The organism is Pseudomonas sp. KBW05 (genome assembly GCF_003852405.1).
GTDB lineage: Bacteria > Pseudomonadota > Gammaproteobacteria > Pseudomonadales > Pseudomonadaceae > Aquipseudomonas.
The window spans coordinates 218020-244513 of sequence record NZ_QAJM01000002.1; the positions used below are offsets into that span (position 1 = coordinate 218020).

Here is a 26494-nt window from a genome sequence, read left to right on the forward strand (position 1 = left end):
GGAGCGGGCTTGCTCGCGAATGCGGTGGGTCAGTCAGCATTTCAGTGGCTGACACACTGCATTCGCGAGCAAGCCCGCTCCCACATTGATTGGGTTGTCAGTTCATAAATCGGTTAGCCAAAGGTAAAGGCATACGCCGCCACATTCGGGTCCAGAAACTCAATGCTGAAAGTACGGTCCTGCACCTCACCCGGCTGCCGCACCAGTTGGTACAAGCGCTGCTCAGTCACCGTACCGCTGCCATCCGGCGCCACATCCGTGCCGTGCGCCTCGCCCGGGGCCTGGCCATCGACCGTGACTTTGAAGCGCACCGGCTTGCCATCCGCGCCAGGCGCCAGCACCAGATGCAAGTCTCGGGCATGGAAGCGGTAGACAATGCGCCCACCCGCCTGCTCCAGCGTGACTTGCTGGCCGCCTACATTCCATTGGCCTCCCAGGGTCCAGTTGTTCAACGCCAAGGGGCCAGACTTGACGAAGTTCTCGGCGCGCTGCGCGCCCAGGTAGGTTTCCGGCGACTGCACGGTGTTCAGGTCCGGCGCCTGTTGCACGCCCTTGGCATCCACGTCGATCAAGCCGCCCGCGACGTTTTTTGCCCCGGCCTCGCGCAGCAGTTGCTGGATCACCCGCTCCGATTCGGCATAGCTGCCTTCACCAAAGTGGTGATAGCGAATCTGGCCGTTGGCATCGGCAAAGTAATGCGCCGGCCAGTACTGGTTGTTGAACGCACGCCAGATCTTGTAGTTGTTGTCGATGGCCACCGGGTAGGTGATGCCCAGGTCTTTCATGGCCTGTGTGACATTGCCCACGTCCCGTTCAAAGGCAAACTCCGGGGCGTGCACGCCAATCACCACCAGTCCCTGGTCGCGGTACTTCTCGGCCCAGGCTTTGACGTAAGGCAGGGTGCGCAGGCAGTTGATGCAGGAGTAGGTCCAGAAATCCACCAGCACCACTTTGCCCTTGAGGGCTTCGGCACTCAGCGGCGCGCTGTTGAGCCATTGCACGGCGCCGTCCAACGGCGGCAGCGCGCCTTCGATCGGCAGCGAATCGCTGTTGTGGTTGGCCGCCATCATCATCGCCCCACCCTGCGCTGGCGGCTTGGCGTTCAGGCGGTCCACCAGGCTTTGTTCCAGGCCACCGGTGGACGCTGTCGACAAGCGCGACAACACCCCAGTGTCCAGGCCCAGGGCAATCGCTGCGACACCGGCCAACATCAGTGCGCCAAGGCCGCGACGCAACCACTCACCAGCACCCAGGGACTTCTTCATCAAGCCAAAGACTTTACCGCCGACCAGCAACGCCAGCGCCAGGGACGTCGCCGCACCGGCGGCGTAGGCCAGCAACAGCAAGGTAGTGCCGATATTGGCGCCCTGCAGCGCGGCGCCGGTCAGCAGCAGCCCGAGGATTGGCCCGGCGCACGGCGCCCAGAGCAACCCGGTGGCCACGCCGATCAGGAACGAGGCGCCCGCACGCGGCCTGGCGTCGGCCCCGGCGGCTTCCGACAAGCGACTGCCGGCGGCCACCAGAGGCCGCGTCAGGCGTTCCGACAGTTGCGGCAGCAGCAGCGTGAGCCCAAACAGCGCCACGCAGAGCAACGCGAGCCAGCGCCCGTATTGATTGACTTGCACCACCCAACCGCCGCCCACGGCGGCCAGCGTGGCCACCAGGGCAAATGTCACCGCCATCCCCGCCAACAGCGGCAAGCCACTGCGCAAAAACGGCTGCCCGGTGCGAGCGAAGACAAAAGGCAGAACCGGCAGGATGCACGGGCTGACGATGGTCAGCACGCCGCCCAGGTACGCGAGAAGCAGAAGCCACATGGGATAAGACCTTATAAGAAAGAGACATCGGCTTAAGCCGCCGTGAACGTCATGGCCGCGCCATTCATGCAATAACGCAGGCCGGTGGGTTGAGGGCCGTCGTCGAACACGTGCCCTTGGTGACCGCCGCAACGGCGGCAATGGATTTCGTTGCGTGCCATGCCGAAAGAACGGTCGGTACGGCTGGCCACCGCGTTATCCAGCGGCTGCCAGAAACTCGGCCAGCCGGTATGGCTGTCGAACTTGGTGGTGGACGAAAACAGCGCCAACGCGCAACCGGCGCAGGCAAAGGTGCCGACGCGGTGTTCATTGTTGAGCGGGCTGCTGTAAGGGCGCTCGGTGCCCTCCTCGCGCAGCACGGCGTATTGCTCGGCGCTGAGCAGGCTGCGCCACTCGGCGTCGCTGTGGCTGACCTCGAAGGTTTCAGCCGCCTCGGCTTCGCTGCCCAGGTTGAGCTGCTTCAGCAAGCCACCGGCGAGGACTGCGACACCCAGGCCACCGCCGGCCAGCAGGATTTGTCTGCGTGAGTACATAGGTTTCTCCATTCAAGGCCCTGTGGCGAGGGAGCTTGTTGTGGCGAGGGAGCTTGCTCCCGCTGGAGTGCGCAACGCTCCCAAAAAGCCGGCTCCAACTGCGATGTCGAGCGGGAGCAAGCTCCCTCGCCACATACAAGCCCTTCCCCAACTGCAATGACGCCATCCTGCCCCCCGGCCGGTCGCCAAATCCTCACGCAGAGTTAAACAATTCGTGATAACTACACTGTGGCAAAAGCCGCACAATGCGCCGACTACAAGCCAAGGTTTCGCTTACATGGATCAGCCCAAACGTGTCCTCGTGGTCGAGGACGATGCCCATATCGCCGACTTGATCTGCCTGCACCTGCGTGACGAGCAGTTTGACGTGGTGCACAGCGCCGATGGCAACGAGGGCCTGCGCCTGCTGGAGCAAGGCGGTTGGGATGCGTTGATCCTCGACCTGATGCTGCCCGGCGTCGATGGCCTGGAGATCTGCCGGCGCGCCCGTGCCATGACGCGCTACACGCCGATCATCATCACCAGTGCGCGTTCCAGCGAACTGCATCGCATCCTCGGCCTGGAGCTGGGCGCCGACGATTACCTGGCCAAACCGTTCTCGATGCCGGAGCTGGTGGCGCGGGTCAAGGCGTTGCTGCGCCGGGTGGACGCCATGGCGCGCAACCTGAAGATGGACGCCGGCAGCCTCGACCTGGGCCAACTGTTCATCAACCCGCTGACCCGCGACGTGACCCTGCAAGGCCAGCGCCTGGACCTCACGCCGCGTGAGTTCGACCTGCTGTACTTCTTCGCACGCCAGCCGGGCAAGGTGTTTTCGCGCATGGACCTGCTCAACGCCGTGTGGGGCTACAGCCACGAGGGCTATGAACACACGGTGAACACCCATATCAACCGCCTGCGCGCCAAGGTCGAAACCGACCCGGCCAACCCGGCGCGCATCCTCACGGTGTGGGGCCGTGGCTACAAGTTTGCCGAGACCGCGCCATGAAGCTGACCCTGACCCAGCGCCTGTCGGTGGTGTTTGCCGTGTTGCTGCTGATTTGCAGCGGCACCTCGGCGTGGCTGCAAGTACGGTCCAACCGCATGCACGAGTTGGAAGTGGTGCAAGGCCTGTCCCGCGACCTCGCGGCGCATATCGCCCGTGACACGCAACTGATGGACGCCGATGGCCTCAAGCCCGAGGCGGTGCGCACGCTGTTCAGCCAGTTGATGCTGGTGAACCCGAGCGTCGAGGTGTACCTGCTCGACATCGACGGTCGTGTGGTCGGCAACGCCGCACCCAGCGGCCACTTGTTGCGCGACCGCGTCGACCTGGCGCCGGTGCGGCGCTTCCTCAGCGGCGCCATGCTGCCGATCCTCGGCGATGACCCGCGCAGCGTCGAGGGACGCAAGGTGTTCAGCGCCGCGCCGCTCAAGGCCAACGGCAAGCAGACCGGTTTCCTGTATGTGGTGCTGCTAGGTGAGGCCCACGATGTGTTCGATGCCAAGGATGCCACCGGCATGGCGCTGAAAATCGCGCTGTGGTCCATCGGTCTGGTGGCGTTGCTGTGCCTGATGGCCGGCTTGATCGCCTTTGCCTGGATCACCCGCCCGTTGCGCCAGTTGACTGACAAGGTCGGCCAGTTCGATATCAATGGCGCGCCGAAAACCCCGGAGCCGGCCGCCGAGGCGCTGCACAGCGGTGACGAAATCGCCGTGCTCGACCACGCCTTCGTGCAAATGGAGAACCGCCTGGGCGAACAGTGGCGTGCCCTCACCCACCAGGATCAGGAACGTCGGGACATGGTCGCGAACATCTCCCATGACCTGCGCACCCCGCTGGCGTCGCTGCACGGTTATCTGGAAACCCTGTCCCTCAAGGACGCCAGCCTCAGCCCCGAAGAACGCCGGCGCTACCTGGGCATCGCCCTGGACCAGAGCCGCAAGGTCGGCGGCCTGGCCCAATCCCTGCTGGAGCTGGTGCGCCTGGAACACGGCTTTGTGCAGCCGGTGATCGAAGGGTTTTCCCTGCCGGACCTGGTGCAGGACGTGTTCCAGAAGTTCGAACTGAGCGCCGAAGCCCGCGCCATTACCCTCACGGCCACCCTGCCGCCGCAGGTGCCGACGGTGCTGGCCGACCTCGGTTTGATCGAGCGGGTGCTCACCAACCTGCTGGACAACGCCCTGCGTCACACGCCGGTGAACGGCGAAGTCGAAGTGATCCTCGTGCCAGGGCCCGAAGGTGTCGCCGTGACGGTCAGCGACAGTGGCCCGGGGATTGACCCCGAGCTGCGTGAAGGCTTGTTCCTGAGGGCCTTCACCATTGGCGGCGCGCGCCGCGATGGCGGCCTGGGCTTGCGCATCGTGCATCGCATCCTGCAATTGCACGGGCGCAATATCCGCCTGGTGGAGCGCCCTGGGCACGGCGCGACGTTTACGTTCTCCCTAGAAAGGCAAGCATCAAGCCGTTGACCTGTTGCCCTTGCTCGTTCTGGATCCAGTGACCGCAATTGGGCAGCACGTGCTGCTCAAGATCGGGCACGGTATCCGGCATGCGCTTGAGGGTGTGGGCTTCAAACACGCCGACCGGGTCGCGGTCACCAATCAGGAACAGCGTGGGTTGCAGCACCTGCTGGCCGGCCAGGAACTCGCTGCGCTGCCAGTTGCGCGGGAAGTTGCGATACCAGTTCAGCGCGCCACGAAAGCCCTGTTCGGCAAAGGTGTGCACGTACACATCGAGGTCCGCACGCGTACACCACGACGGCAATGGGCCGGGCGCGGCAACGCCGTCAAGCAAGCGGGCGTTGGCGGGTTTCTGCTGCAAAAACACATCCTGATCCTGCATGAACAGGCGCAGGGTGCGTTCGATATCGGCGTCCAGTTCCTGCTCGGCGACGCCGGGTTCCTGGAAATACAGGATGTAATTGAAGCGGTCGGCGTACAGCTCGCGCATGATTTCAATCACCGGCCGCCGCGCGCGCCCGGCGAACGGCACCGACAACGTGATCAGCCGCGTCACGCGCTCAGGCTCCAGCAACGCCAGGTGCCAGGCCACCACGGCGCCCCAGTCATGCCCAACCATCACCACCTCGGTGTGGCCGAAAGCGTCCATGGCCTGCTGGATATCGGCGCACAGGGTCAGCACGTCATAGTCGGCGATTTCAGCGGGCGCACTGGATTGGCCATAGCCACGCATTTCAGGGACAAACACCCGATAACCCGCCGCCACCAGCGCCGGGACCTGCAAACGCCAGGAGTGCCAGCACTCCGGGAAACCGTGCAGCAGCCAAACCGGCTGGCCATGCTCGGGGCCAGCGATGTGCACACTCAGCGTAATGCCGTTGACGGGGATCAGTTGCTGGCGCATGGGCGGGCCCTGTGTAGAGATTTTCACCCAGCGTGGAGGATTGTCAGCGGCGATGCCAGCATCATTGATACCGGGAATGCCTCACTCCACCGCCCACCAGCGGGGCAACAGTTGCCGCACCCGCGCCTCGCCGAAGCGGTCGTCGATCAGCATCACCACGCCCTCGTCCTGCTGGCTGCGGATCACCCGGCCGGCGGCCTGCACGACTTTTTGCAGCCCCGGATACAGATAGGTGTAGTCATAGCCGGCGCCAAAGATCGCGGCCATGCGCAGCTTCATCTGCTCGTTGACCGGGTTCAGTTGCGGCAAGCCCAGGGTGGCAATAAACGCACCGATCAACCGCGCACCGGGCAGGTCGATCCCCTCACCAAAGGCGCCGCCCAGCACCGCGAAGCCGATGCCCTGGCTGTGTTCGGTGAACTGGTCAAGAAAGGCCTGGCGCTCGGCCTCGGCCATGCCCCGTGATTGTTGCCACAGCGGGATCTGCGGGTGGCGCTCGGCGAGTAATTGCGCCACCTGTTGCAGGTAATCGAAGCTGGAGAAAAATGCCAGGTAGTTGCCCGGCCGTTGCGCGAACTGCTGGGCGATCAACGCGACGATGGGTTCCAGCGACGCCTGGCGGTGCACGAAGCGCGTAGAGATTGCATCGACAATCCGCACCTGTAATTGCGCAGCCTGGAACGGCGACTCCACATCGATCCACGCGGTGTCGGACGGCAGCCCCAGCAGGTCGGCGTAGTAATGCCGTGGGCTGAGGGTTGCGGAAAACAGCACGCTGCTGCGGGCGGCGGTCAGGCGCGGGCGGATGAACTCGGCTGGCACCACATTGCGCAGGCACAGGGTTGAGCTGCTGCGCTTGCCGTTGAGCTGGCGCTTGCTGATGTCGAAGATGAAGTGTTCGTTGAACAGCTCGGCGACCTTGGCAAATTGCAGGGCGTCAAAGTAGAAAGTTTGCAGCTCGCCGTTAAGGGCTTCGGGGTGATCGTTGAAGTAGTCGCCCAGGGCGCTGGTGCACAGGCTCAGGGCTTGCAGGAGTTTTTCCGGGCGGGCCGCATAGGCCTGGTAGGGCGCGAGCTGATCCTTGTGCAGTGCATTCCATTCGCGGTTCAGGCGTTGCAGGGGTTTCTTCAGCGGTTCGGGCGCCGTGTCGCGCAGGGTCTTGAGGCTGTACTGGTCGAGGCTGGCGCTGTACATCGAGCGGGCGCGCTCCACCAGGTTGTGGGCCTCGTCCACCAACACGGCCGCGCGCCACTGGTTGAGCTGAGCGAGGCCGAACAGCATGGCGCCGAAGTCGAAGTAGTAGTTGTAGTCGGCGACCACCAGATCGGCCCAGCGCGCCATTTCCTGGCTCAGGTAATACGGGCACACGCTGTGGGCCAGGGCTACGTCCCGCAGGCTGCGCTGGTCGAGCAGGCGCACCTGGGCGGCGGCGGCGCGCGCGGCGGGCAGGCGGTCGTAGAAGCCTTTGGCCAACGGGCATGACTCGCCGTGGCAGGCTTTGTCCAGGTGTTCGCAAGCTTTGTCACGGGCCACCAGTTCCAGCACCCGCAGGGGCAAATCGGCGCTGCTGCGGTGCAGCACGCTGGCGGCGTCGAGGGCGAGCTTGCGCCCCGGGGTCTTGGCGGTGAGGAAGAACACCTTGTCCAGTTGCTGCGGCGCCAGCGCCTTGAGCAGCGGGAAGATGGTGCCGATGGTCTTGCCGATGCCGGTGGGCGCCTGGGCCATCAGGCAGCGGCCGGTGGTGACGGCTTTGTATACCGTCTCAGCCAGGGCTCGCTGGCCCGTACGAAAGCCGGCGTGGGGGAAACCCAGGCTTTGCGCCCCGCGGTTGCGGGCATCGCGGTGCTGCATTTCCTGCTCGGCCCAACCGAGGAACAGCGCGCACTGCCTGTTGAAGAACGCTTCCAGCTCCGTCGCCTGGGCACTTTGGTTGAGCACGGTCTCGCCTTCACCGACGATATCGAAGTACACCAGCGCCAGGTTGATCTGGGCCAGCCCGAGTTTCTGGCACAGCAGCCAACCGTAGACCTTGGCCTGGGCCCAGTGCAGTTGGCGATGGTTGGCGGGCTGGGCGTCGAGGTCGCCGCGATAGGTCTTCACTTCTTCCAGGCGGTTGGTGTCCGGGTCATAGCCGTCCGCCCTGCCCCGCACCTTGAGTAGTTGGTACTCGCCCTCCAGGGCCACTTCGTTCTGGTAATGCGCACTGCGCCGCGAGGCAACGGTGCGATGGCCGGCAATGCCTTCCTGGGCGCTGGGGGATGGCGTGAAGCGCAGGTCGAGGTCGCCGACCTTGGCCGTGAACTCACACAGCGCCCGCACGGCCACGCTGTAGCTCAAAGCGCAGGTTCCGCCCAGCGCACGTAGCAGACCGTGACCGGCATCTGGTGCTGCGCGCAGAATTCCAGCCAGCGCAGTTGGTTGTCTTGCAGGCGGTCCCCGGGGCCCTTGACCTCGATCATGCGGTAGGTGTTCTGCGCGGGCCAGAACTGGATCAGGTCCGGCATGCCGGCGCGGTTGGCGCGGATGTCCAGCAGCAACCGGTCGAACCAGTGGCGCAGGTGGGCGGCGGGCAAGCAGGCCAGTGCCTGCTCCAGCAGGTCTTCGGTGAGCAGGTTCCAGAACACGAAGGGTGACTGGATGCCCCATTTGTCCACGTAGCGTTGGCGGATCGTGGTTTTGTAGCGCTCATCCGCCAGTTGTTCGAAACAGGCGTCGAACAACGCGGCGCGCCGCTGGTGGAAGTCTTCGCTGTGCAAGTCCACCGGCCCGCGTTGGAACGGGTGGAAAAACGAGCCCGGCAAAGGCGCGAAGATCGCGTCCCAGCACAGCAGGCCAAACAGCGAATTGATCAGGCCGTTCTCGACGTAATGCACCGGTGCCTCGGGCGTACTCAGGTGCAACTGCACACAGATTTCCACCGACTCCAGCGGTTGCGGCAACGCCAGGTCCAGGCGGCTGACTTCGTGCGGCTTGACCTTGGGCAGCGCCGGCGCCCCCAGTTTGCGCCGCAGCCGTGGCAGCACCCGCAGCAGGTGTTGGAGCTCGGCAGGACTTTCCGGCGCCTGTTGCGCCGCGTCCGCCAGTTCCATGGCCTGGGCGTAGTCCTCCTGGCGCTCCAGCACACGGATCAACCTTGCACGCGCGCCAGGATAGGCGCAGGTGCGGTAGATCTGTACGGCCAGCGTCAACTCGGCCAAACGCTCGCAATACTGACCGAGCTGGAACGCCAGTTTGGCCCGTCGCCGTTCCAGCCAGGGGTTGTCGGTGCTCAGGGTGGCGATGTGCGCCAGTACGTCCGCGACCGGCTCACCGGCCTCGAAGGCTTGCTGGCAAGCATGCAGGAACAGAAACCCCTGCACGTCATCACGGCTGCGCAAACCCCGGGATTCGGCGCAGATCTCCACCTTTTCGTAGGTGTAGATGCCCAGGTCCGCCAGCACGAACTCGGACCAGTCCTGGTACAGGTTGCCGAAGAACATCAGGCGCAGGCGGTCGCACAGGTCCATCACGCTGAGGCTGTACAGGGTATCGGCCAACTCCGGGCACCAGGCGGCAAAGCTGCGGCTGTCGGGAAACTGCGCCGCCAAGCCTTCCAGCCAGTCGGCCTTGTTGCCCTTGGGATTGTCGATCCAGGGCTTGAACGCCGCGAGGATTTCGCCTTTTTGCAGCAAGGCGAACAGCGTTTCAAAGCTCAGCGGGCAGTGTTCGTCGATCCACCCCAGACGCAACAACGGCTCCGCCGCTGCACGGGTACAACCGATTTCCAGGTAATTGAGCTTGCCCGCACGAAAATGCACGCCCTTGCGCATGACCATGCGCACCAGCAAGGCCTGGGAGGCTTGCGGCAAGCTGTCAAATTGCTGAATGAACTGTGTTTCGTCCGGGTCGAGCAAGTCGGCATAGCGTTGCCCCAGCCATTGCAGGACCTGACGGAAGTTTTGCAGGTAATAAAGCGGGTCTTCGAGGGGGTTGGCCATGGCGCACAGGGGTCAAATACTGGTTATGCATACAGAGTGCCGCTGCCGATGGCTTGTTGCAATCGGTAATAGATAAATGGCGCACGCAACTTTTTGTATAAAAGTGATCTGATGGGTGAGCCGATGGCGTAAAATTTGTGCCCCGCAGCCTTTAGCGCGGGACTTTTCAGGGTTGATAGGTAAGGGTTATGAGCATGAAGAATTTGGGTCTGCCACTGGTTGCACTCACTTTTCTGGTATTGGCCGGTTGCGCGACGCAAACGGTGGTGACATTGCAAAATGGCACGCAGTATTTGACCAAGGACCTGCCGAAAACCAACGCCGCCGATGGTTTCTACGAATTCACTGATATTGCTGGCAAGCGCGTGCGTGTGAAGGCGGCGGATGTGGCCACGGTTATCAAGGAAAAGTAATTTCCCGATGCCCGAGTGCATTTGAAAATGTGGGAGCTGGCTTGTGTGGGAGCGGGCTTGCTCGCGAAAGCGGTGGGCCAGTCACCGGATATGTATCTGACACTCCGCCTTCGCGAGCAAGCCCGCTCCCACATTTTGAAAGCATTCCAGCTTTAGCTGATCAACACCCCCTCCCCTGACCAGCCGCTCACGCCGACTAGCGTCACCGAATCCGAACCGACACTGATCACCGTATCCCCACCGTGCTCGCGGTACTCCACACTGCCCTGCACCTCCTTGAACACCAGTCTGTCCGTCGGCTGATAGCCAATCACCCGATCCTGACCAAACTGCCCGCTGAACAGAAACGTGTTGTGCCCGCTGCTGTCACGGATCGTGTCATTGCCCTTGCCGCCCTCGATAAAATCCGCGCCCTTGCCGCCCTGGATCAGGTCGTTGCCGTCACTGCCGATGATGAAGGTGTTGCCTTTGTGGGGCTCGGCATTGCGGTTGAGGTCTTGTACCCAGGTCGTCGCGCGGGCCGGGTCGGACAGGTTGGCGACGATCACTGTGGAGTCGCGAGTCATCTGCTCATAGAAACCCGACTCAAGCACGCGCGTCAGGCCGTCGCCATAACCGGTCGGCAGGTGGGAGACCCAGGTCGGCAGGTTGGCAATGGAAAACGGCAGCACATTCCACAGGTTCGAGGCGTAGTGGTCGTTGAAGCTGACGATGTTGTCGGTGCTCGACTCATGGGGCTTGTCATGTACGCCGAGGGACGACAGGTTGAACGTTGAACCGTCCAGCGCACGAAACACCGGGTCGTTCTCGTAGCCGATATTGAGCACCTTGTCGCTGCTGCTCTGGGTCGGCGAGGCGTAGGCCACGTAGTTGGCGTCCGTGTAGAAGCCCGACCATTTATTGCCGCTGAGGTCCGCCATGCTGTTGACCGCCAAGCCGCCCAGGCTGTGGCCGCTGACCACCACGTCCTTGCCGCTGAGGCCATGGGCGCTGGCGTAGTCGGCAACGTGTTTGAGCAAGGTGCCGAACGCTTCGCCGGTGTAGTTCTTCGCGTAGTCCTTGGGGCCCAGCGCGGCCATCAGATCGCTGACCAAGTCGCCGATGGAATCGCTGATCAGGTTTTCCCGGGGCCCGGAGGTGCCGCGAAAGCCGATGCCGATTTCCAGCAGCTTGCCGGCGTCATCGTACTTGCCCAGCACCTCCACCTGCGCGCTGGTGTAGCCGGCTTTTTCGCCAAAGAACGTACCGCGCGCATCGACCTTGCCGGCGTAACCCAGGGTGCTTGCACTGATGGGCGTCCAACCGGCTTGCTGCACCGCCTCCAGGGCGGCTTTTTCCGAGTCCGGGTTCCACGGAATGCCGGGAATTACACCCTGTGAGTCTGCGCCGCCGAGCAGCGCGCCGACCAAGGTGGCCGGCAAGCCCCAGCCCAAACCATTGTGCTGGTAACCCACGGCAAAGCCGTTATCCAGGTTGTGATAGCTGTACAAGGTGATTGCCATGGCGTCGGCGAACAACGCCTTGGAACCCTCGGTGCCCAGGTTTTTGTAGTCGAAGATACCCATGCTGATGCCTCTTTTTGTTGTTGGAAGGGTCGGAATCGGCGATCACCTTGCCGCTGGCCCAAACGCCTCATCCACCTTGGCCAGGTCCGTGTCGCGCAGGTTGCCGGCGTAGTAGTGCAATTTGGTCCAGGCCATCAGGTAGTCATAACGCGCCTGGGCCAGGTCGCGGCGGGTGCTGTAGAGCTGCTGCTCGGCGTTGAGTGCATCGAGGTTGACGCGCTCGCCGCCGAGGATGCTTTGCTTGGTCGACACCACCAGCGCTTCGGCCGACGTCAACGCCTTCTGGTACGCGCGCAACTTGCTCACCCCCGACAGGCAGGCGCTGAACTGGCGGCGCAGTTCGATCAGGGTTTCGCGGGTCTTGCCCTCCAGCTCGTACTCGGCCTGCTCCATGGCCCGGCTGGCCTGGCGGGTGGACGCGGAAATACCGCCACCGGCATACAACGGCAAACTGACCTCGACGCCGATGGTGTTGGTGTCGTAGCGCTGGTTGTAGGTGTTGCCGCTGTCGGACTCCTGTTGGCGCGAACTGGCGTACGCGGTGACTTTCGGCAGATGCCCGGCGCGGTTGCGCTCCACTTCATAACGGGCCACTTCCAGGGCCTGGCGCTGGGACGCTAACGTCGGGTTGTTGCTGATCGCCAGTTCATGCCAGGTGTCGTAGTTGGCCGGGGTCAAGGTGAAGGCGGCAAAGCCCTGGTTCAGCGGCGCCAGGTCGTCGATGTTGACGCTGGGCACGCCGATCAAGGCGCCCAGTTCCCTGAGCGATGCGTCCTGCTCGTCCAGCGCCTGGATCTCCTCGGCGGTGGCCAGTTCATAACGGGACTCGGCTTCAAGAATGTCCGTGCGTGTGCCCTCGCCTTGTTGGAACAGGTGCCGGTTCTGCTGGAACTGCTGCTCGAATGCCTTCTTCTTGGCGCGGGCAATGTCGATCTGGTCCTGTGCGAACAATGCCTGGGTGTAGTAGGACAACACCCGCACCAGCAACGCCTGGCTCTTGTCGCGAAAGCTTTCATCGGCGAACAGCGCCTGGGCCACGCCCTTGCGGTAGTTGGCGTAGGCCTCGTAGTCGAACAACGGCTGTTGCAGGCTGAAGGTCGAACCGTAGCTGTTGTAGTTGCGGTCATCGTGATAGGTGCCGCCACGCCCGTCGGGCAAGGTGGCCTGGGAGTTGTTGCGGCCCTTGTTGTAGTTGTAGGACAGCTTGGGCAGCAGGCCGGCGCGGCCGATGGTGCGGTTTTCCAGGCCGGCATCGCGCTCCTTGATCGCGCCAAGGAACACCGGATCGTTGCGCAAGGCTTGTTCGTACACGTCGAACGGGCCCATGGCGGCGTGGGCACTGGTGCAGCTCAACAGCAAGGCGATAAACACCGGTTTCATGCTTATTCCTCGGTCAACGCGGAGCCGGCGCGATCCAGCAGCGGCTTGAACAGATAGTTGAGCAACGAGCGTTCGCCGGTGCGCACAAACATCTCGGCGGGCATGCCGGGCTTGATCACCAGGCCGTGGAGTTTCTCCAGCGCCATGTCGCTGACCGTGGTGCGCAGCACGTAATACGGCGCGCCGGTCTTTTCATCGAGCATCTGGTCGGCCGAAATCAGGCTGACTTGCCCCGGTACCCGTGGCGTGCGGCTCTGGTTGAAGGCGGTGAAGAGGATGTCCACCGGCAGTTGGGTGCCAACCTTGTCCACCAGATGCACGGGCAGGCGCCCTTCGACTTCCAGGCGCGTGCCCTGGGGCACGATCTCCAGCAGGGTTTCCCCGGCGCGCACCACCGCGCCCACTGTGTGCACGCCGAGGTTGACCGCAATGCCATCGGCCGGCGCGTTGATCTGGCTGTGTTGCAGGTCGAAGCCGGCCGAGGTCAGTTGCTGTTCCAGGGTGAGGCTGCGCAGTTGCGCGTCGGCCAGTTGGCTGCGCACTTCCTTCTGGTATTCCTCGCTGTGCTGCTGAAGTTTCAGACGCGATTCGAGGATGCCCTGCTCCACCCGCCCGCTTTCGCCGGTGTTCTGCGCCAGGTCCTGCTGCACCTGAGACAGTTGGCGCTGGTATTCCAGCAGGCGGTTGCGCGGGATGTAGCCGTTGTCGGCCAAGGGTTGCAGGTTGCCCAGTTGATCGCGCAGGGATTGGGCCTGGGCCGTCAGGTCGCTGCGCGCCCGGCGCATGCCGCCCAGTTGCGCGGTGGCGCCATCGATGTTCGCGCGAATCCCGGCCTGTTCACGGGCAAAGGCTTCGCGGCGGCTACTGAACAGTTGGCGCTGGCCTTCCAGGACCAGGGCCAGGGCTGGATCAGCATCGCTGCTCAGCTCCGCGGGGAAGGTGATGCTGGCGCGGTTATCACGCTCGCTCTGCCAGCGCGCCACGCTGGCCCAGGCCATGCGGTACTGCGCTTGCAGCGATTGCACGTCGGCCTGGTGCTGCGTCTGGTCAAGACGAAACAGCGGCTGGCCCTGTTTCACCGCCTCGCCTTCACGCACCAGAATCCCGCTGACCACGCCCGGGCTGAGGGTTTGCACGGCCTTGCGCTTGCCCGACACCACCACCGTGCCTTGCACCGGAATACCTTGGTCCAATGGCGCCAGGCTGGCCCAGAGAAAGAATCCTCCGGCACCGAGCACCGTCAGCAACCAGCCCATGCGCACAAAAAAACGCGCGTCGTGTTGTTCGTGGATCATGCTGGCATCCTTGCTTGAGGCGGTTGTTCGCGTTGCCCGGACAAGGCCCGCAGCACTTCCTGGCTGGGGCCGAACACTTGCAACTGGCCCTCGTTGAGCACCAGCAGCTTGTCGGCCTGGGCCAACGCCGCCGAACGGTGGGTGACCAGCACCACGCTGCTGCCCTGGGCTTTCATCTGCACGATGGCGCTGGCCAGTGCGGCTTCGCCCTGCGTGTCGAGGTTGGAGTTGGGCTCATCCAGCACGATCAGCCGGGGCCCGCCGTACAACGCCCGGGCCAGGGCCACCCGTTGTTTCTGCCCGCCGGACAGACCGCCGCCGTTGTCGCCCAGCAGCGTGTCGTAGCCTTGGGGCAGGCGCAGGATCAGTTCATGCACCCCGGCTTGTTGCGCGGCCTGCACCACTAGCTGCGGGTCGGCCTGGCGAAACCGCGCGATGTTGTCGGCAATGCTGCCGCTGAACAGTTCGATGTCCTGGGGCAGGTAGCCGATGTGCGGGCCGAGGTCGTCGCGGTCCCAGCGATGGATATCCGCGCCGTCCAGGCGCACGGTGCCCGCCAGGGTCGGCCATACGCCCACCAGCACGCGGGCCAGGGTGGATTTACCCGAGCCCGAGGCACCGAGCACGCCGAGCACCTCGCCCGCGCCGAGGTTGAAACTGACTTGATGCAGGGTCGCCACCCGCCGCCCCGGCGGTCCTGCGCTGACCTGCTCGAAACTGACCTGGCCCTTGGGCGCCGGCAATTTCATCGGCTCCACGGCCTCGGGGCTTTCGCGCAGCAACGCGTCCAGACGCTGGTACGCCAACTTGGCCGAACTCCACTGTTTCCACACCGCAATCAGTTGGTCGATGGGGCTGAGGACGCGGCCCATCAGGATCGAACCGGCAATCATCATGCCGGCGGTCATCTCGCCTTTGATCACCAGCAGCGCGCCCAGGCCCAGCACCAGCGATTGCAGGCATAAGCGCAGGGATTTGCTCAGCGCGGTGATCACCGAGCCGGTGTCGCTGGCCCGGTTCTGCAAGCCGAGAAACTGCGAATGCACGGCAAACCAGCGCTGGCGCAGGGCGCCGAGCATGCCCATGGCCTGGATGGTCTCGGCATTATGCAAATGGCTGGTGGCCAGTTGGGTGGATTGCTGCGAGTAGCCGCTGGCTTCGCCCAAGGGTTTTTTCGTCAGGTATTCATTCAGGCACGCCAGGCCGATCAGCAGCAGTGCGCCGGCGGTGGCCAGCACGCCGAGCCAGACGTTGAACAGGAAGATCACCAGCAGGTAGATGGGAAACCACGGCGCATCAAAAAACGCGAACAGCGCCGGCCCCGTAATGAACTGGCGGATATGGGTCAAATCCCCCAGCGACTGCCCCGCATGCCCCTGGCCGCGTTGCAGGTTGCGCTCAAACGCCGCCTTGTAGACGCGCAGGTTGAAACGCCGCTCCAACTGGCTGCCGATGCGGATCACGATAAAACTGCGAATCGCCTCCAGCGTGCCAATAAACACAAAGAAGCCCACGACCATCAGCGTCAACATCACCAGGGTGGTTTCATTCTGGGAGGACAGCACGCGGTCATACACTTGCAGCATGTAGATCGACGGCACCAGCATCAGCAGGTTAATCAATGCCGTGAAACAGCCAACGCTGAGCAAGACACTCTTGTATTCACCCAGCGCTTTGAATAAAGGCGGCGTGGCCATAGCTTGCGATCTTCCTTGAACCAAATAGCGCGCAATAGTTACCCGCACCCCGAATAACGGAGCGAGCAACTAACAAAATCAAGTTATAGGCTTATAACCAACAACTAAGAGGCTCGTTGCAATATCACTTCGGTACCGGAAAGTGTGCGGCCTTTATATTCACCGTTGTTCTGGCGATTCAAATGGGTAATGCCCGTGCCGTCGGCATTCATCAGCCATATACCGTCCGGCGTCGGTAGCCAGGTCTTCGGGGTGTCCCCCAGCCACTGCTCGGCGCACTCGACATCACCACGCACGGCATTGGGGGCCAGCAGGTCCAGGGCGCAGACCTGGTCCTGCTGGTGCAGTTGCCAGTGCCCGGCCAATTGTTCGCTGCTGGGTAAAACAAGGCTACTCGCCATAACGGGGGCTCCTGCCGACATGAACATTACCTGCACCACGCAGGCGATAAAGTGGGTAAAACGCTGCATCTTCAGGCTCCATCGGGGGGAACGCGGCGCCGAAACGCCGCGCTGCTACATCACGCCACGATGTCGCTGACGGCGGCCTGGCCCACGGTGGTGACAAGGAAATCCGCCACGCCGTGCCCAGAGAAGTCTACCGCCAAGGTGCCCAGGTTGGTGCCTGAGGCGTAGGTCAGTACCGCGTCGCCGGCGTGCCCGGTGAACGCATTGACGAACGTCAGGCCTGCGCCTTTGGTGATACCGCTGAGGTCGATCTTGTCTGAACCCGAAGTGAAGTCAAAGATCTTGTCCGCAGCCCCAGGCTTGGAGTCGGAGCTGGCGCCGAACACAAAGGTGTCGTTGCCCGCGCCGCCCCACAGTTGGTCGGCCCCACCGCCACCGTAGATGATGTCGTTGCCGGCACCGCCCTTGATCAGGTTGGCCGCGTTGTTGCCAATGATCAGGTCGTTGCCGGCGCCACCGAAGGCATTCTCCACGGTCACGCCCTTGGCGATGGACACGTTGCCCACCAGGCCGCCAACGTCGGAGAACGAGGCCTCATTGAGGTTGATCTTCTGGTTCTGGGTGAAACCGGAGAAGTCCAGGGTATCGTTGCCACCGCCGTCCCATACCGAGAACACCAGTTTGTCGGCGTTGGAGGTGGCGCTGAGGAAGTCGCGCCCGGTGTTGGAGTTGAACCCGTAGGTGGTGTCGCCGGCACGGGTGTTGTAGTTCGCGCCGTAGAGCTTCTGGATCGCCGCAATGTCGTCGATCAGCGGCCCGGAAGCGTAGGCTTCGACCCCGCCTTTACTGAAGTTCTGGTTCGTGTTGCTTTCGCTCCAGTAACTCATGACGCTGTAACCGCGCGTGTCCTGTCCATAGGACGCGTCGTTGTAGGTCGGTGCGCCTTCGCCGGCGTTGTAGTCGCCGGGATGCGCCAGGCCCAGGGTGTGGCCGATTTCGTGGGTCAGGGTCTGCCGGCCATAGTTGTTCAGGTCCGGGGTCTTGTTCGGCGTGTAGCTGCTGTTGGTCAGGTACCACGAAGTGCCGTCGTAGCCCGCGCCGGTGCCGGGCAGGTAGGCAAACGCCGCCGCGCCGTCCTGGCCGCCGCTGTAGTTGCCGAAGGTCATGTGGGCGTCACCGCCGCTGGCCTTCTCGGTGAAGGTGACGTTGGCCACATCCGCCCAGGATTGCATGGCCAGCGCGGCCTGTGCTTTTTGCTGGGTGCTGAACTGGCTGAAGCCCGAGATGCCATGTTTGTTCATGGTGCTGGACGACGCCGAGGTCAGGAAGGTGTAGGTCAGATCGATCTTGCCGTTGCCGTCAACGTCCCGGTAGGCCGCACCGTCGCGCAGCAGCTGGGTGGCGGCTTGGTCGACGGTGTAGGACGGTTTGCCATTGACCGTGAGGTTGCCGCCACGGTCATACAGATGGCTGAAGCTATCGATTTGCGAGTAAGCGGTGCTGGCTTGCGCCGCCGACACGATAGCCTTGTCTTTAACTTTTGACATAAACGTACTTCCTTGTTTGCAAGTGCATCAGTCTTTGATCGATAGGAACCCCGCGGGCGAGATCGTCCTATCACTCGCCTCTTTTGAAGGCGTAAGAAAACTGACACAACTTGAAATCTTTCGTCTACATCTTTTCCTGCAGGCAAAACAGGCAACCCATTTGCACAAAGAAGTTGCACGCCGTATTTGTTGGGCGGACTTGATTTTGTCCGACAAAAAACAACACCCCCTTATTTAAATATTAAATAGCGCTAAAGCCGCGCAACTTGCGCGGCATCACTAGTTAATGGATCCAATATATTGGCACGGTGTCATTGGCGACATTAAACAGCCACTACTTACACTAATAAATGCAGTTGCCCCCTATTACCGGGACATACTCCAACCCGTTTTATGCAAAGCCGCCAAAAGCGTTTCGCCGTGCAGGCCAGGCACCAACACGCCATCATCGGTGCACATGTCTTCGCCGGCGAGGATCGCGTTGATGATCGCCTCCTCCACTGCTTCTGCTGCTGCGCTGAACAACGGCGAGATATGGTCGTTGTTGACCATCTGCAACGCACTGCTCAATGGCAGGCCTTTACGCCCGTAATCGGCCGCCGGCAAATCCCGGTTGCCGGTGGCAAAGGCCAGGAACAGGTCGCCGCTGGAGTCCTCGGTGCCACCGCCCGTGCGGGCGATGCCGATGGACGCCCGCTGCGCCAGGCGCGTGCATTGGTGCGGCAACAACGGTGCGTCGGTGGCGATGATCACCACGATGGAGCCCATGCCCGGCGTGCCCCGCTCGGCGAACGGCGAGGGAATGTCCAGGAGCTGGCGGCCCACCGGGTAACCATCGACCCGCAGCTCCTGGCGCTTGCCGTGGTTGGCCTGCACCAGCACGCCGACGGTCCAGCCGCCCTGCTCCGCCGACAAGCAGCGCGACGCCGTGCCGATGCCGCCCTTGAACTCATGGCAAATCATCCCGGTGCCACCGCCCACGGCGCCTTCCTGCACGGGGCCGGATTCGGCGCTGCCGAGCGCTTCGCGCACATGCTCAGGCCCGACATGCTGGCCCCAGATATCGTTGAGCAGGCCATCATAGGTTTCCATCACCACCGGCATGCACCAATACACCGCCGGGTCTGCCAGGCGCTCGCGCTCCAGGGCGATGAGGGTGTCGCGCACAATGCCGATGCTGTGGGTGTTGGTGATGGCCAGCGGCGTGGTCAGCAACCCCGCTTCGCTGATCCACTCCAGGCCCGTGGCATCGCCGTTGCCATTGAGCACGTGGTACCCGGCAAAGCACGGTTGTTGCCGCGCCTCACCGGCACGTGGCTGCACCACGCTGACCCCGGTGCGCACCTGTTTGCCATTGATGCGGGTCTTGAGCGTGCTGTGGCCGACCCGCACGCCCGGGACGTCGGTGATGGCGTTCAGCGCGCCGGGTGTGCCCAGGCCCAAGGTAATCCCCAATTGCCGTGCTCGCATAACAACTCCTTACAGTTTCTGGTACGCCGGACTCGACCGGCCACTGATGCAATAGAAAATCACCGATACGGCCAGCAAGCCGGCGATGATCATCACGTCGCGCACGGAGGCCGCAGCGACGAGGGTCGCCAGCAGATACCCGGCGCCTACCACCGCCAGCAAGGCCGGCAATGGCCACAGCGGCATGCGATACGGATGCTCGCGATCGCGCAGCCACACCCGGCTCATCAAGGCGCTCAACGCCACCACCAGGTACACCAGCATAATCAGCAATACGGTGAACGAGGTGAGGTCGGCGAGGTTGGAGCTGAAACTGAGCAGCGCCGACGGCACCGCCAGGAACAGCGTCGCCAGCCAGGGCGAATCCCAACGCGGGTGAATGCGCGTAAACAATGTATTGATACGTGGCGTCCACAGGGCATCACGGCCACTGCTGAACACCACGCGGCCGATCTGGATCACGATGGCGACGATGGCATTGAACACCGACAGAAAGATCCCCGCACTGACCAGGCGCGACAGGGTTTCATTGCCATGACTGGTCAGCAGGTAGCCGATGGGGTCCGGGCTGCTGATCATCGCACTCAGCGACGGCGCACCGATCAACAATGCAGTAATGGGCACCAGTTCGATCACCACCACCAGCCCCAGCGACCACAACACCGCCTTGTGCACGCCCTTGCCGCCGCACTTCATGTCTTCGGCCAGCAACACTGCCGGGCCGTAGCCATTGAACGAGAACAGGCCAATCCCCACCGCACCGATCACCAAGGCCCAGGGCGCCAGGTGCAGCACGCCGTTTTCGACGATCTGCGGCTGGAACAGCACGCTGGCCGGCTGCACAGGGTTGCCAAAACCGAGAAACACGATCACCAGCAACGCCGCGACTTCCAACAGCAGGCACGTGCCGGTGATCCAGGCGTTGAGCTTGATGTTGAGGATGGCCAGGGCGTAACTGCACACCACAATGACCAGGGCGACGGTTTGTGAATCGAATTTTGTGCCCAGCGCATTATTCAGGTACGTCGCCGCGCCGGTCGCCAATACCGGCGGGATGAACAGCAGCATCACCAACACCGTCAAGAACGTTGCATAACCGGCCATGCCGCCAAACACCCGCTTGGCGTACACATATTCGCCGCCCGCACTATTGTGGGCGCGGCCGAGTTCGGCGTAGCAAAAGGCAAACATCAACGCAAGCAACGCGGCCAGCACAAACGCCAGGAACACGCCGCTGCCGGCCTGCTGGATGGCAAACGGCGCGATGACAAACACAGAACTGGCGGGCGTGACGGCGGAGACGGTGATGGCCACCACATCGAACACACTCAGCGTGGGTTTAAGCACGCCGTCTGGCGTGGGAGAAGCACTCATATCGTTATCCTCTGCTGTTGTTTTTGGTGTGAGGCAGAAACGAAAAATGAAGCCTTGTCGGGTAATGCAAGTCAGTTAAGGGCGAACACTGTACCTGTGGCGAGGGAGCTTGCTCCCGTTGGACTGCGCAGCAGTCCCAGGCTTTTTAAACAAAGAGCTGGGGCCGCTTCGCGGCCCAGCGGGAGCAAGCTCCCTCGCCACAATACTTTTTACGCTTTCTAGTTCTTGACTGACTGGCACTAGCCTTGTCGGGATATATTTCCCGTTGAATAGAGACGACGTTATCCCCTGGGCCGTTGCCAGCCAATTCCCCTATTGGAGTACTCCCCTTGACGTCGCCCGGCAAAAGCCGAAACCTTGGCCGATCTTTTTTCCATGGGAGCCTGCGATATGAGCCTGTTCAGGGAAGTCGGCCTGCACGCAGGCCTGGGCCGCACGGTCGCGCACATCGGTACCGAGCGCTTCTGGAAGCAGTTGGTGCTGTTGCTGCAGCAATGCCTGCCATTCGATAACGCCCTGGCGATCTTCTACCCCACCGATGGCGCGCCCTTGGCGCTGGAGGAATACGATGCGCAACCCACCAGCAAACCCGCGTCGATGCTGGTGTACCTCAATGGTTTGTACTTGATCGACCCGTTTTTCCAGGCCTGCCGCGAGGGTTTCAGCAGCGGTGTGTACCGCCTGGAGGAAGTCGCGCCGGACCATTTTCGCCAGAGTGAATACTTCCTCAACTACTTTCACGACAACGTGCTGGAAGACGAGGTGCAGTTCATTCTGCAAGTGCCGGGGGCCGGGACCTTGTCATTGTCCCTGGGCATGCAGCGGCGGTTCAGCGCTGACGAGACGGGACTGCTGACGATGGTGGCCGCCTGGGTGTTGCCGCTGATGCAGCAGCATTGGCAACAAAGCACCCAGCGCGCCCCGGCGATGGACAGCCAGATCCGCGATGCGTTGAGCCACTTCGGGTGTGGCGTGCTCTCGGAGCGCGAACTGGAAATCGCCCGCCTGGTGCTGCGCGGGTTCTCGTCCAAGGCCATGGCCGAACGCCTGAATATCTCACCGGACACCGTAAAGGTGCACCGGCGACATCTGTACGCGAAGCTGGATATCTCGTCACAGCCGGAGCTGTTTTCGTTGTTTATCCAGTCGTTGGGGCATGATCTGGAACACCCCTGAGCCTGAAGCCAACCGGGCTCAACCTATGGAAGGGGCAAGCCCCCTCCCACAGGTGTTCAGCATCAGCGGCCCATGCGGATGGTGTTCCATATCCGCGTGCGAATCCGGTCGATATTCAACGGCATTGCCTCCAACGCAAACAACTTGCCCATCATTTCTTCGCTCGGGTAGATCTTGGTATCCGCCTTGATCTCCGGCTCGACCAGGCTGTCCGCCGCGCTGTTGCCGTTGGCGTAGTGCACCGAGTTGGTGATGTCGGCCATTACCTTGGGCTCCAACAGGTAGTTCATGAACGCATAACCGGCCTTTTCATCCGGGGCGTCGGCGGGCATGGCCACCATGTCAAACCAGATGGCGGCGCCTTCCTTGGGGATCTGGTAGCCGATCTTCACGCCGTTCTTGGCTTCCTTGGCGCGGCTTTCGGCCTGCAGCACGTCGCCGGAGAAACCGACGGCCACGCAGATATCGCCGTTGGCCAGGTCGCCGGTATATTTCGAAGAATGGAAGTACGCCACATAAGGCCGCACTTTCATCAGCAGCGCTTCGGCTTTTTTGTAGTCCTCGGGATTCTTGCTGTGGGGCGGCAAACCGAGGTAGTTGAGGGCAATCGGCAGCAATTCCGGGCCGTTGTCCAGGATGGCCACGCCACATTTGCTGAGTTTCTCCATGTACTCGGGCTTGAAGATCAGGTCCCAGGAGTCCACCGGGGCGTTATCCCCCAACACGGCCTTGACCTTGTCAATGTTGTAGCCAATGCCCGTGCTGCCCCACAGGTACGGGAAACCGTGGGCATTGCCCGGGTCGTTGTTTTCCAGGGCCTTGAGCAGCACCGGGTTGAGGTTTTTCCAGTTGGGCAACTGGCTCTTGTCGAGTTTTTTCAAGGCGCCGCCCTGGATCTGCCGTGCCATGAAGTGGTTGGACGGAAACACCACGTCATACCCGGAGTTGCCTGTCATCAGCTTGCCGTCGAGGGTTTCATTGCTGTCATACACGTCGTAGCTGAAACCGATTCCGGTCTGCTTCTGGAAGTTCTTGGTGGTGTCCGGCGCGATGTAACTGGACCAGTTGTAGATCTTCACCGTCTCAGCGGCCTGGCTGATAGAGGCCACCAACATCAAGGGCAACAGGGCAATGGCTTTCATGGTTCGATTTCCTGGCGGTTTTAGGGCTGTTTTTATGGCAGGCGATCAAGGATCAAAGCGTTACAGAATCAGTACGTAGGTCTTGCGCACGGTGTCCTGGATGTCCCAGATACCCGTGCTGTTGGCTGGCAACATCAGTGCATCGCCAGCTTCTATGTGGACGACGTCACCGTTGTCCGGGGTGAAGGTGCAGCGGCCCTGGATGAAATGGCAAAACTCCTGGGATTTGATCTGACGACGCCAGCGACCCGGGGTGCATTCCCAGATACCAGTCTCGACGCCGTCGCTGCGCTCGACACTGAGGGTCGAGGCCACGGCAATGGGCTCGCCCAGCGGCACGGCCACTGGCGACGAGTCCGGCAGATGGGCGTTCAGCGTGTCTTTGAATTGAGTGATGCTCATGAGTTTTCCCGTGTGAGTGGAACGGTTTAGTGCATGAAACCTTCCATGAAGCCCGCCACGCCGGTCGCCAACGTGCGGCGCCAAGGGGCGCTGTTGGGGTTGGCCAGCACCTGGTCTTCATGGACAAAACTGCGAATGATCGCGTTGTAACCCAGCCAGCGGCACGGTTCGGGCTCCCAGGCCTTGAGCGCATCGAGGCCACGCTCGCGGATCACCCAGGGTTGCTGGACCAGCGGCGTGTCATGGCCGAGGATCAAGTCCGCCAGCGTGCGCCCGCCCAGGTTGGTGGCGCCGACGCCCTCTCCGCCATAACCACCGGAGAGCGCGATACCGGTCTTGTGGTCGCAAAGCATGTGCGGTCGGAAATTGCGCGACATGCCGAGGTTGCCGCCCCAGGAATGGGTAATCCGCACGTGTTTGAGCTGTGGGAAAAGCTCGCCAAACAGGTAGCGACGCAGCTCCACTTCGCTGTCCGTCAAATCGAAGTTGTGCCGCAGCTTTCCAGCGAACTGGTAACCGCCACGGGCGCCGAACACCAGGCGATTGTCGGCCGTACGCTGGCCGTAGGTGACCTGGCGACTGCTTTCACCAAATGCCTGGCCGTGGTTCAAGCCGATTTCGTCCCAGGTGCTGGCGGGCAGCGGCTCGGTGGCGACAATCAGGCTTTGCACGGGCAGTTGATAACGGCCCAGAGGCGGCAAGGTGTTTGCATAACCCTCGACGGCCGGCACCACCCAGGCGGCGCGCACGCTGGCCTTCGCGGTGCGCACGCGGCCGGATTGCCAGTGGGTGACCGGGCTGTTCTCGTAGATCGGCACGCCCATGCGTTCCACCACCCGCGCCAGGCCACGCACCAGCTTGGCCGGGTTGATGGTTGCAACGTGGGGTGCATAGATACCGCCATAAGGCTTGGCGATGCGGATCTGCTCGGCGAGCTGCTGTGGGTTGAGCCAGCGATAGTCGGATTCGGTGAGGCCCTGGGCGTAGAGTTTGTCCAGATAGCGGCGCAGGCTGCCTTCCTGTTCGGGGTAACGCGCGGCGCAGTACAGGGCGCCGCCTTTGCGGTAATCACAGTCGATGCCTTCACGGGCCAGGACCTGGGCGACTTCATCGGGAATAGCGTGCAACAGATCAAAGGAAGCCCGCCGTGCTGCGGGTGCCAGGCCCGCCAGCAAACGGTCTTCGCCCAACAGGTTGCCCATCAGCCAGCCGCCATTGCGACCTGACGCACCGAAGCCGGCAGTTTGTGCTTCGACAATTGCGATATTCAACTCAGGTGCCTGGCGTTTCAGGTAGTACGCGGTCCACAGCCCGGTGTAGCCGGCGCCGATGATGACCACGTTGACGTCCAGGTCATGCTCCAGGGACGGCCGCGCCACCAGCGGGTCGTCCAGTTGGTCCATCCATAAGCTGATATTGCGCCATGCAGGCATGCCGGCTTCCCCTACCTCGTTTCGATAGGGCTGATCCTAGAGCGCGGTGTTACGGCATGTCTTGCGCGCGTGCACGCAGGGAAATTTGCTTGAGGTAGGCCTTGGGTGACTGGCCCGTGTGCTGGCGGAATGCACTGTAGAACGCCGACAACGAATTGAAACCGGCGGCGAACGCGAGGTCATCGACCTTGATGGGTGGCATGGCGGTCTCCAATGCCGCCAGCAAATGCTGGAGCCGCGCCTGGTTCACGTAGCGGTAGAAGCTCTGGCCCAACACTTGATTGAGCAAGTAGGAAATCTGATTACGGCTGTAGCCGCATTCCTTGGACACCCGCTGTAGATCCAGCTCGGGGTCCAGATAGGGTTGCTTGCGTTCGAAGTATTGCTGCAAGTCATTGGCCATATGCCCCAGTTGCTGGGGCGACAAACCCAGGCGGCTGACCGTGGGGCGCATCGCCTGGGCGGGCTGTTCGTGCAGCAGGGACGCGTATTCATTGACCCGCCAGATCAACCCATCGCGCACCGTAATGGCTTCACTGGTGCGAAATGACACCAGGCCCTGGCCACCGCGCAGGGTAATGCGGTATTGGATAAAGGCCGTGTCGCCATCGGCGCGGATGCGGTCAGTGTGTTCAATCGCTTCGTCCGCCGCCCGTGGCATGCTGGCTTGCAGGTACTCGCGCAGATCGGCGTAGCGGATGACACGGTTCTGGAAGAAATCGTGGTACTGGATGTCCGGGTGGTAGTAGGACATCACCCCATCAAGGTCGCGATGCCGCCAGCACAAGTGATGGCGCAGCACCAACTCGCTGGTGGCTTGGGTCTGCGTAGCGTCATCGTCTGCGGCGCTGTTTGGCATGGGCGGCTCTGCGGTGAGTAAACCGTGGAGATTGCCGACTTTTGCGGGTGCCGACAATGGCCAATTGGAGCTTTTGACTAATGGCATATTGCCCAACCATAAGTAGGACATGACCCACGTCAAACTTCAGGAAAACAACTGCCGAACGGAGCGCAAAAAGTCACCTTCCATTTACGAACGAATGCTATTTTTAAACTCTTCGACGCCACGACCAGTGAAGGTCGTGGCCCCTGCCGCGAGCAAAAGGAAGCGCTCAATGAACAAGGTAGGCAACATGAACAAAGTGACATTCCCCAACGCCTGCCAGCTGATGCGCTGGCATTTCCATCCAATCGGCTTCGAGGGCAGCATGGACGCGCCCGGTAGCATGGTCGCCCGCCTGTTCGACCGCGCCAGCGGCGAGACGTTGATCGCTATTGCCGGCATTCCCTGCGCCACGGTGATGAATGCCGCGGATGTGGAGCGGATCATCGAGGCGGTGGAGGATGAGCTGGAGTCGTTTGTGCCGCCGCAGTCCTTGCGGGCCTGAATGAAGCGCTAAACATGTGGGAGCGGGCTTGTGTGGGAGCGGGCTTGCTCGCGAATGCGGTGGGTCAGTCAATACATGTATCGGCTGATACACCGCTTTCGCGAGCAAGCCCGCTCCCACATTTTTAACCGC

General features: G+C 62.3%; 22 protein-coding genes. 5 read left to right on the top strand and 17 right to left on the bottom strand.

Annotated features, from left to right (window positions below; genetic code table 11):
- Positions 1 to 113 precede the first annotated feature (113 nt).
- Both DBR46_RS01930 and msrB read right to left on the bottom strand, forming a co-directional pair.
- Entirely contained in the window at positions 114 to 1817 is a 1704-nt protein-coding gene (locus DBR46_RS01930; RefSeq protein WP_124524792.1) for a cytochrome c biogenesis protein DipZ, read from the bottom strand.
- 32 nt (positions 1818 to 1849) lie between these two features.
- Complete coding sequence (gene msrB / locus DBR46_RS01935) at positions 1850 to 2350, bottom strand: peptide-methionine (R)-S-oxide reductase MsrB (protein WP_124524793.1); 501 nt, start codon at positions 2348 to 2350, stop codon at positions 1850 to 1852.
- Positions 2351 to 2627: 277 nt separating this feature from the next.
- On the opposite strand from msrB, the gene DBR46_RS01945 reads away from it, so the two are divergent.
- Both DBR46_RS01945 and DBR46_RS01950 read left to right on the top strand, forming a co-directional pair.
- Complete coding sequence (locus tag DBR46_RS01945; protein WP_124524795.1) at positions 2628 to 3338, top strand: response regulator transcription factor; 711 nt, start codon at positions 2628 to 2630, stop codon at positions 3336 to 3338.
- Complete coding sequence (locus DBR46_RS01950) at positions 3335 to 4801, top strand: HAMP domain-containing sensor histidine kinase (protein WP_124524796.1); 1467 nt, start codon at positions 3335 to 3337, stop codon at positions 4799 to 4801. The genes DBR46_RS01945 and DBR46_RS01950 overlap by 4 nt, the downstream gene beginning before the upstream one ends.
- Here the strand turns inward: DBR46_RS01950 and DBR46_RS01955 are convergent.
- From DBR46_RS01955 to DBR46_RS01965, 3 genes are all read right to left on the bottom strand, one after another.
- Positions 4764 to 5696, bottom strand: coding sequence for an alpha/beta fold hydrolase (locus DBR46_RS01955; RefSeq protein WP_124524797.1), 933 nt, complete (start codon positions 5694 to 5696; stop codon positions 4764 to 4766). The two genes, DBR46_RS01950 and DBR46_RS01955, sit on opposite strands and share 38 nt — an antisense overlap.
- Before the next feature lie 81 nt (positions 5697 to 5777).
- Positions 5778 to 8033, bottom strand: a complete 2256-nt coding sequence (locus DBR46_RS01960; protein WP_124524798.1) for an ATP-dependent DNA helicase — start codon at positions 8031 to 8033, stop codon at positions 5778 to 5780.
- Positions 8030 to 9673 carry a VRR-NUC domain-containing protein gene (locus DBR46_RS01965; RefSeq protein ID WP_124524799.1) on the bottom strand — a complete coding sequence of 548 codons (1644 nt, stop codon included), beginning with the start codon at positions 9671 to 9673 and terminating at the stop codon, positions 8030 to 8032. Before DBR46_RS01965 ends, DBR46_RS01960 begins: the two co-directional genes overlap by 4 nt.
- A 188-nt stretch (positions 9674 to 9861) precedes the next feature.
- On the opposite strand from DBR46_RS01965, the gene DBR46_RS01970 reads away from it, so the two are divergent.
- Positions 9862 to 10086: a YgdI/YgdR family lipoprotein gene (locus DBR46_RS01970; protein WP_124524800.1), complete on the top strand. Its 225-nt coding sequence runs from the start codon at positions 9862 to 9864 to the stop codon at positions 10084 to 10086.
- Positions 10087 to 10238: 152 nt separating this feature from the next.
- Here the strand turns inward: DBR46_RS01970 and DBR46_RS01975 are convergent, their stop codons facing one another.
- From DBR46_RS01975 to DBR46_RS02010, 8 genes are all read right to left on the bottom strand, one after another.
- Positions 10239 to 11651 (bottom strand): lipase, encoded by a 1413-nt coding sequence (locus tag DBR46_RS01975; RefSeq protein ID WP_124524801.1) that lies wholly within the window; start codon positions 11649 to 11651, stop codon positions 10239 to 10241.
- Between the two features lie 42 nt (positions 11652 to 11693).
- Positions 11694 to 13031: a TolC family outer membrane protein gene (locus DBR46_RS01980; RefSeq protein ID WP_017739277.1), complete on the bottom strand. Its 1338-nt coding sequence runs from the start codon at positions 13029 to 13031 to the stop codon at positions 11694 to 11696.
- A 2-nt stretch (positions 13032 to 13033) separates the two neighbouring features.
- Entirely contained in the window at positions 13034 to 14326 is a 1293-nt protein-coding gene (locus DBR46_RS01985) for an HlyD family type I secretion periplasmic adaptor subunit (protein WP_124524802.1), read from the bottom strand.
- Positions 14323 to 16023, bottom strand: coding sequence for a type I secretion system permease/ATPase (locus DBR46_RS01990; RefSeq protein WP_124524803.1), 1701 nt, complete (start codon positions 16021 to 16023; stop codon positions 14323 to 14325). The genes DBR46_RS01985 and DBR46_RS01990 overlap by 4 nt, the downstream gene beginning before the upstream one ends.
- A gap of 104 nt (positions 16024 to 16127) precedes the next feature.
- A complete protein-coding gene (locus DBR46_RS01995) occupies positions 16128 to 16493 on the bottom strand; it encodes an AprI/Inh family metalloprotease inhibitor (RefSeq protein WP_124524804.1) in 366 nt (121 codons plus the stop codon).
- 50 nt (positions 16494 to 16543) lie between these two features.
- Positions 16544 to 17977, bottom strand: coding sequence for a serralysin family metalloprotease (locus tag DBR46_RS02000; RefSeq protein ID WP_124524805.1), 1434 nt, complete (start codon positions 17975 to 17977; stop codon positions 16544 to 16546).
- Positions 17978 to 18343: 366 nt separating this feature from the next.
- Positions 18344 to 19447, bottom strand: coding sequence for a P1 family peptidase (locus tag DBR46_RS02005; protein WP_124524806.1), 1104 nt, complete (start codon positions 19445 to 19447; stop codon positions 18344 to 18346).
- A gap of 9 nt (positions 19448 to 19456) precedes the next feature.
- Positions 19457 to 20821 (bottom strand): APC family permease, encoded by a 1365-nt coding sequence (locus tag DBR46_RS02010; RefSeq protein WP_124524807.1) that lies wholly within the window; start codon positions 20819 to 20821, stop codon positions 19457 to 19459.
- Positions 20822 to 21211: 390 nt separating this feature from the next.
- On the opposite strand from DBR46_RS02010, the gene DBR46_RS02015 reads away from it, so the two are divergent.
- Positions 21212 to 21997 (top strand): helix-turn-helix transcriptional regulator, encoded by a 786-nt coding sequence (locus DBR46_RS02015; protein ID WP_124524808.1) that lies wholly within the window; start codon positions 21212 to 21214, stop codon positions 21995 to 21997.
- A gap of 62 nt (positions 21998 to 22059) precedes the next feature.
- Here DBR46_RS02015 and DBR46_RS02020 read toward each other — a convergent pair whose 3' ends face one another.
- From DBR46_RS02020 to DBR46_RS02035, 4 genes are read right to left on the bottom strand one after another with little or no spacing between them, the layout of a single operon-like run.
- The gene (locus DBR46_RS02020) at positions 22060 to 23139 is read right to left on the bottom strand and encodes a polyamine ABC transporter substrate-binding protein (RefSeq protein WP_124524809.1); all 1080 of its coding nucleotides are present in this window, start codon (positions 23137 to 23139) and stop codon (positions 22060 to 22062) included.
- 60 nt (positions 23140 to 23199) lie between these two features.
- Positions 23200 to 23541 carry a cupin domain-containing protein gene (locus DBR46_RS02025; protein WP_124524810.1) on the bottom strand — a complete coding sequence of 114 codons (342 nt, stop codon included), beginning with the start codon at positions 23539 to 23541 and terminating at the stop codon, positions 23200 to 23202.
- A gap of 26 nt (positions 23542 to 23567) precedes the next feature.
- A complete protein-coding gene (locus DBR46_RS02030) occupies positions 23568 to 24974 on the bottom strand; it encodes an FAD-binding oxidoreductase (protein WP_124524811.1) in 1407 nt (468 codons plus the stop codon).
- Positions 24975 to 25023: 49 nt separating this feature from the next.
- The gene (locus DBR46_RS02035) at positions 25024 to 25833 is read right to left on the bottom strand and encodes an AraC family transcriptional regulator (protein WP_124524812.1); all 810 of its coding nucleotides are present in this window, start codon (positions 25831 to 25833) and stop codon (positions 25024 to 25026) included.
- Positions 25834 to 26089: 256 nt separating this feature from the next.
- Here DBR46_RS02035 and DBR46_RS02040 point away from each other — a divergent pair, with 256 nt between their 5' ends.
- Entirely contained in the window at positions 26090 to 26362 is a 273-nt protein-coding gene (locus DBR46_RS02040; RefSeq protein WP_017739291.1) for a DUF1652 domain-containing protein, read from the top strand.
- The last annotated feature ends 132 nt before the right edge of the window (positions 26363 to 26494 follow it).

Excerpts from the sequence above, each read along its gene's own strand:
- DBR46_RS01975 (WP_124524801.1), bottom strand. The coding sequence starts at position 11,651 with ATGGGTATCTTCGACTACAAAAACCTGGGCACCGAGGGTTCCAAGGCG.
- DBR46_RS01985 (WP_124524802.1), bottom strand. The coding sequence starts at position 14,326 with ATGATCCACGAACAACACGACGCGCGTTTTTTTGTGCGCATGGGCTGG.
- DBR46_RS02035 (WP_124524812.1), bottom strand. The coding sequence starts at position 25,833 with ATGCCAAACAGCGCCGCAGACGATGACGCTACGCAGACCCAAGCCACC.
- DBR46_RS01945 (WP_124524795.1), top strand. The coding sequence starts at position 2,628 with ATGGATCAGCCCAAACGTGTCCTCGTGGTCGAGGACGATGCCCATATC.
- DBR46_RS01980 (WP_017739277.1), bottom strand. The coding sequence starts at position 13,031 with ATGAAACCGGTGTTTATCGCCTTGCTGTTGAGCTGCACCAGTGCCCAC.
- DBR46_RS02010 (WP_124524807.1), bottom strand. The coding sequence starts at position 20,821 with ATGAGTGCTTCTCCCACGCCAGACGGCGTGCTTAAACCCACGCTGAGT.
- DBR46_RS01990 (WP_124524803.1), bottom strand. The coding sequence starts at position 16,023 with ATGGCCACGCCGCCTTTATTCAAAGCGCTGGGTGAATACAAGAGTGTC.
- msrB (WP_124524793.1), bottom strand. The coding sequence starts at position 2,350 with ATGTACTCACGCAGACAAATCCTGCTGGCCGGCGGTGGCCTGGGTGTC.
- DBR46_RS02040 (WP_017739291.1), top strand. The coding sequence starts at position 26,090 with ATGAACAAGGTAGGCAACATGAACAAAGTGACATTCCCCAACGCCTGC.
- DBR46_RS02020 (WP_124524809.1), bottom strand. The coding sequence starts at position 23,139 with ATGAAAGCCATTGCCCTGTTGCCCTTGATGTTGGTGGCCTCTATCAGC.
- DBR46_RS02030 (WP_124524811.1), bottom strand. The coding sequence starts at position 24,974 with ATGCCTGCATGGCGCAATATCAGCTTATGGATGGACCAACTGGACGAC.
- DBR46_RS01965 (WP_124524799.1), bottom strand. The coding sequence starts at position 9,673 with ATGGCCAACCCCCTCGAAGACCCGCTTTATTACCTGCAAAACTTCCGT.
- DBR46_RS01950 (WP_124524796.1), top strand. The coding sequence starts at position 3,335 with ATGAAGCTGACCCTGACCCAGCGCCTGTCGGTGGTGTTTGCCGTGTTG.
- DBR46_RS02025 (WP_124524810.1), bottom strand. The coding sequence starts at position 23,541 with ATGAGCATCACTCAATTCAAAGACACGCTGAACGCCCATCTGCCGGAC.
- DBR46_RS01970 (WP_124524800.1), top strand. The coding sequence starts at position 9,862 with ATGAGCATGAAGAATTTGGGTCTGCCACTGGTTGCACTCACTTTTCTG.
- DBR46_RS02000 (WP_124524805.1), bottom strand. The coding sequence starts at position 17,977 with ATGTCAAAAGTTAAAGACAAGGCTATCGTGTCGGCGGCGCAAGCCAGC.
- DBR46_RS01930 (WP_124524792.1), bottom strand. The coding sequence starts at position 1,817 with ATGTGGCTTCTGCTTCTCGCGTACCTGGGCGGCGTGCTGACCATCGTC.
- DBR46_RS02015 (WP_124524808.1), top strand. The coding sequence starts at position 21,212 with ATGAGCCTGTTCAGGGAAGTCGGCCTGCACGCAGGCCTGGGCCGCACG.
- DBR46_RS02005 (WP_124524806.1), bottom strand. The coding sequence starts at position 19,447 with ATGCGAGCACGGCAATTGGGGATTACCTTGGGCCTGGGCACACCCGGC.
- DBR46_RS01955 (WP_124524797.1), bottom strand. The coding sequence starts at position 5,696 with ATGCGCCAGCAACTGATCCCCGTCAACGGCATTACGCTGAGTGTGCAC.
- DBR46_RS01995 (WP_124524804.1), bottom strand. The coding sequence starts at position 16,493 with ATGCAGCGTTTTACCCACTTTATCGCCTGCGTGGTGCAGGTAATGTTC.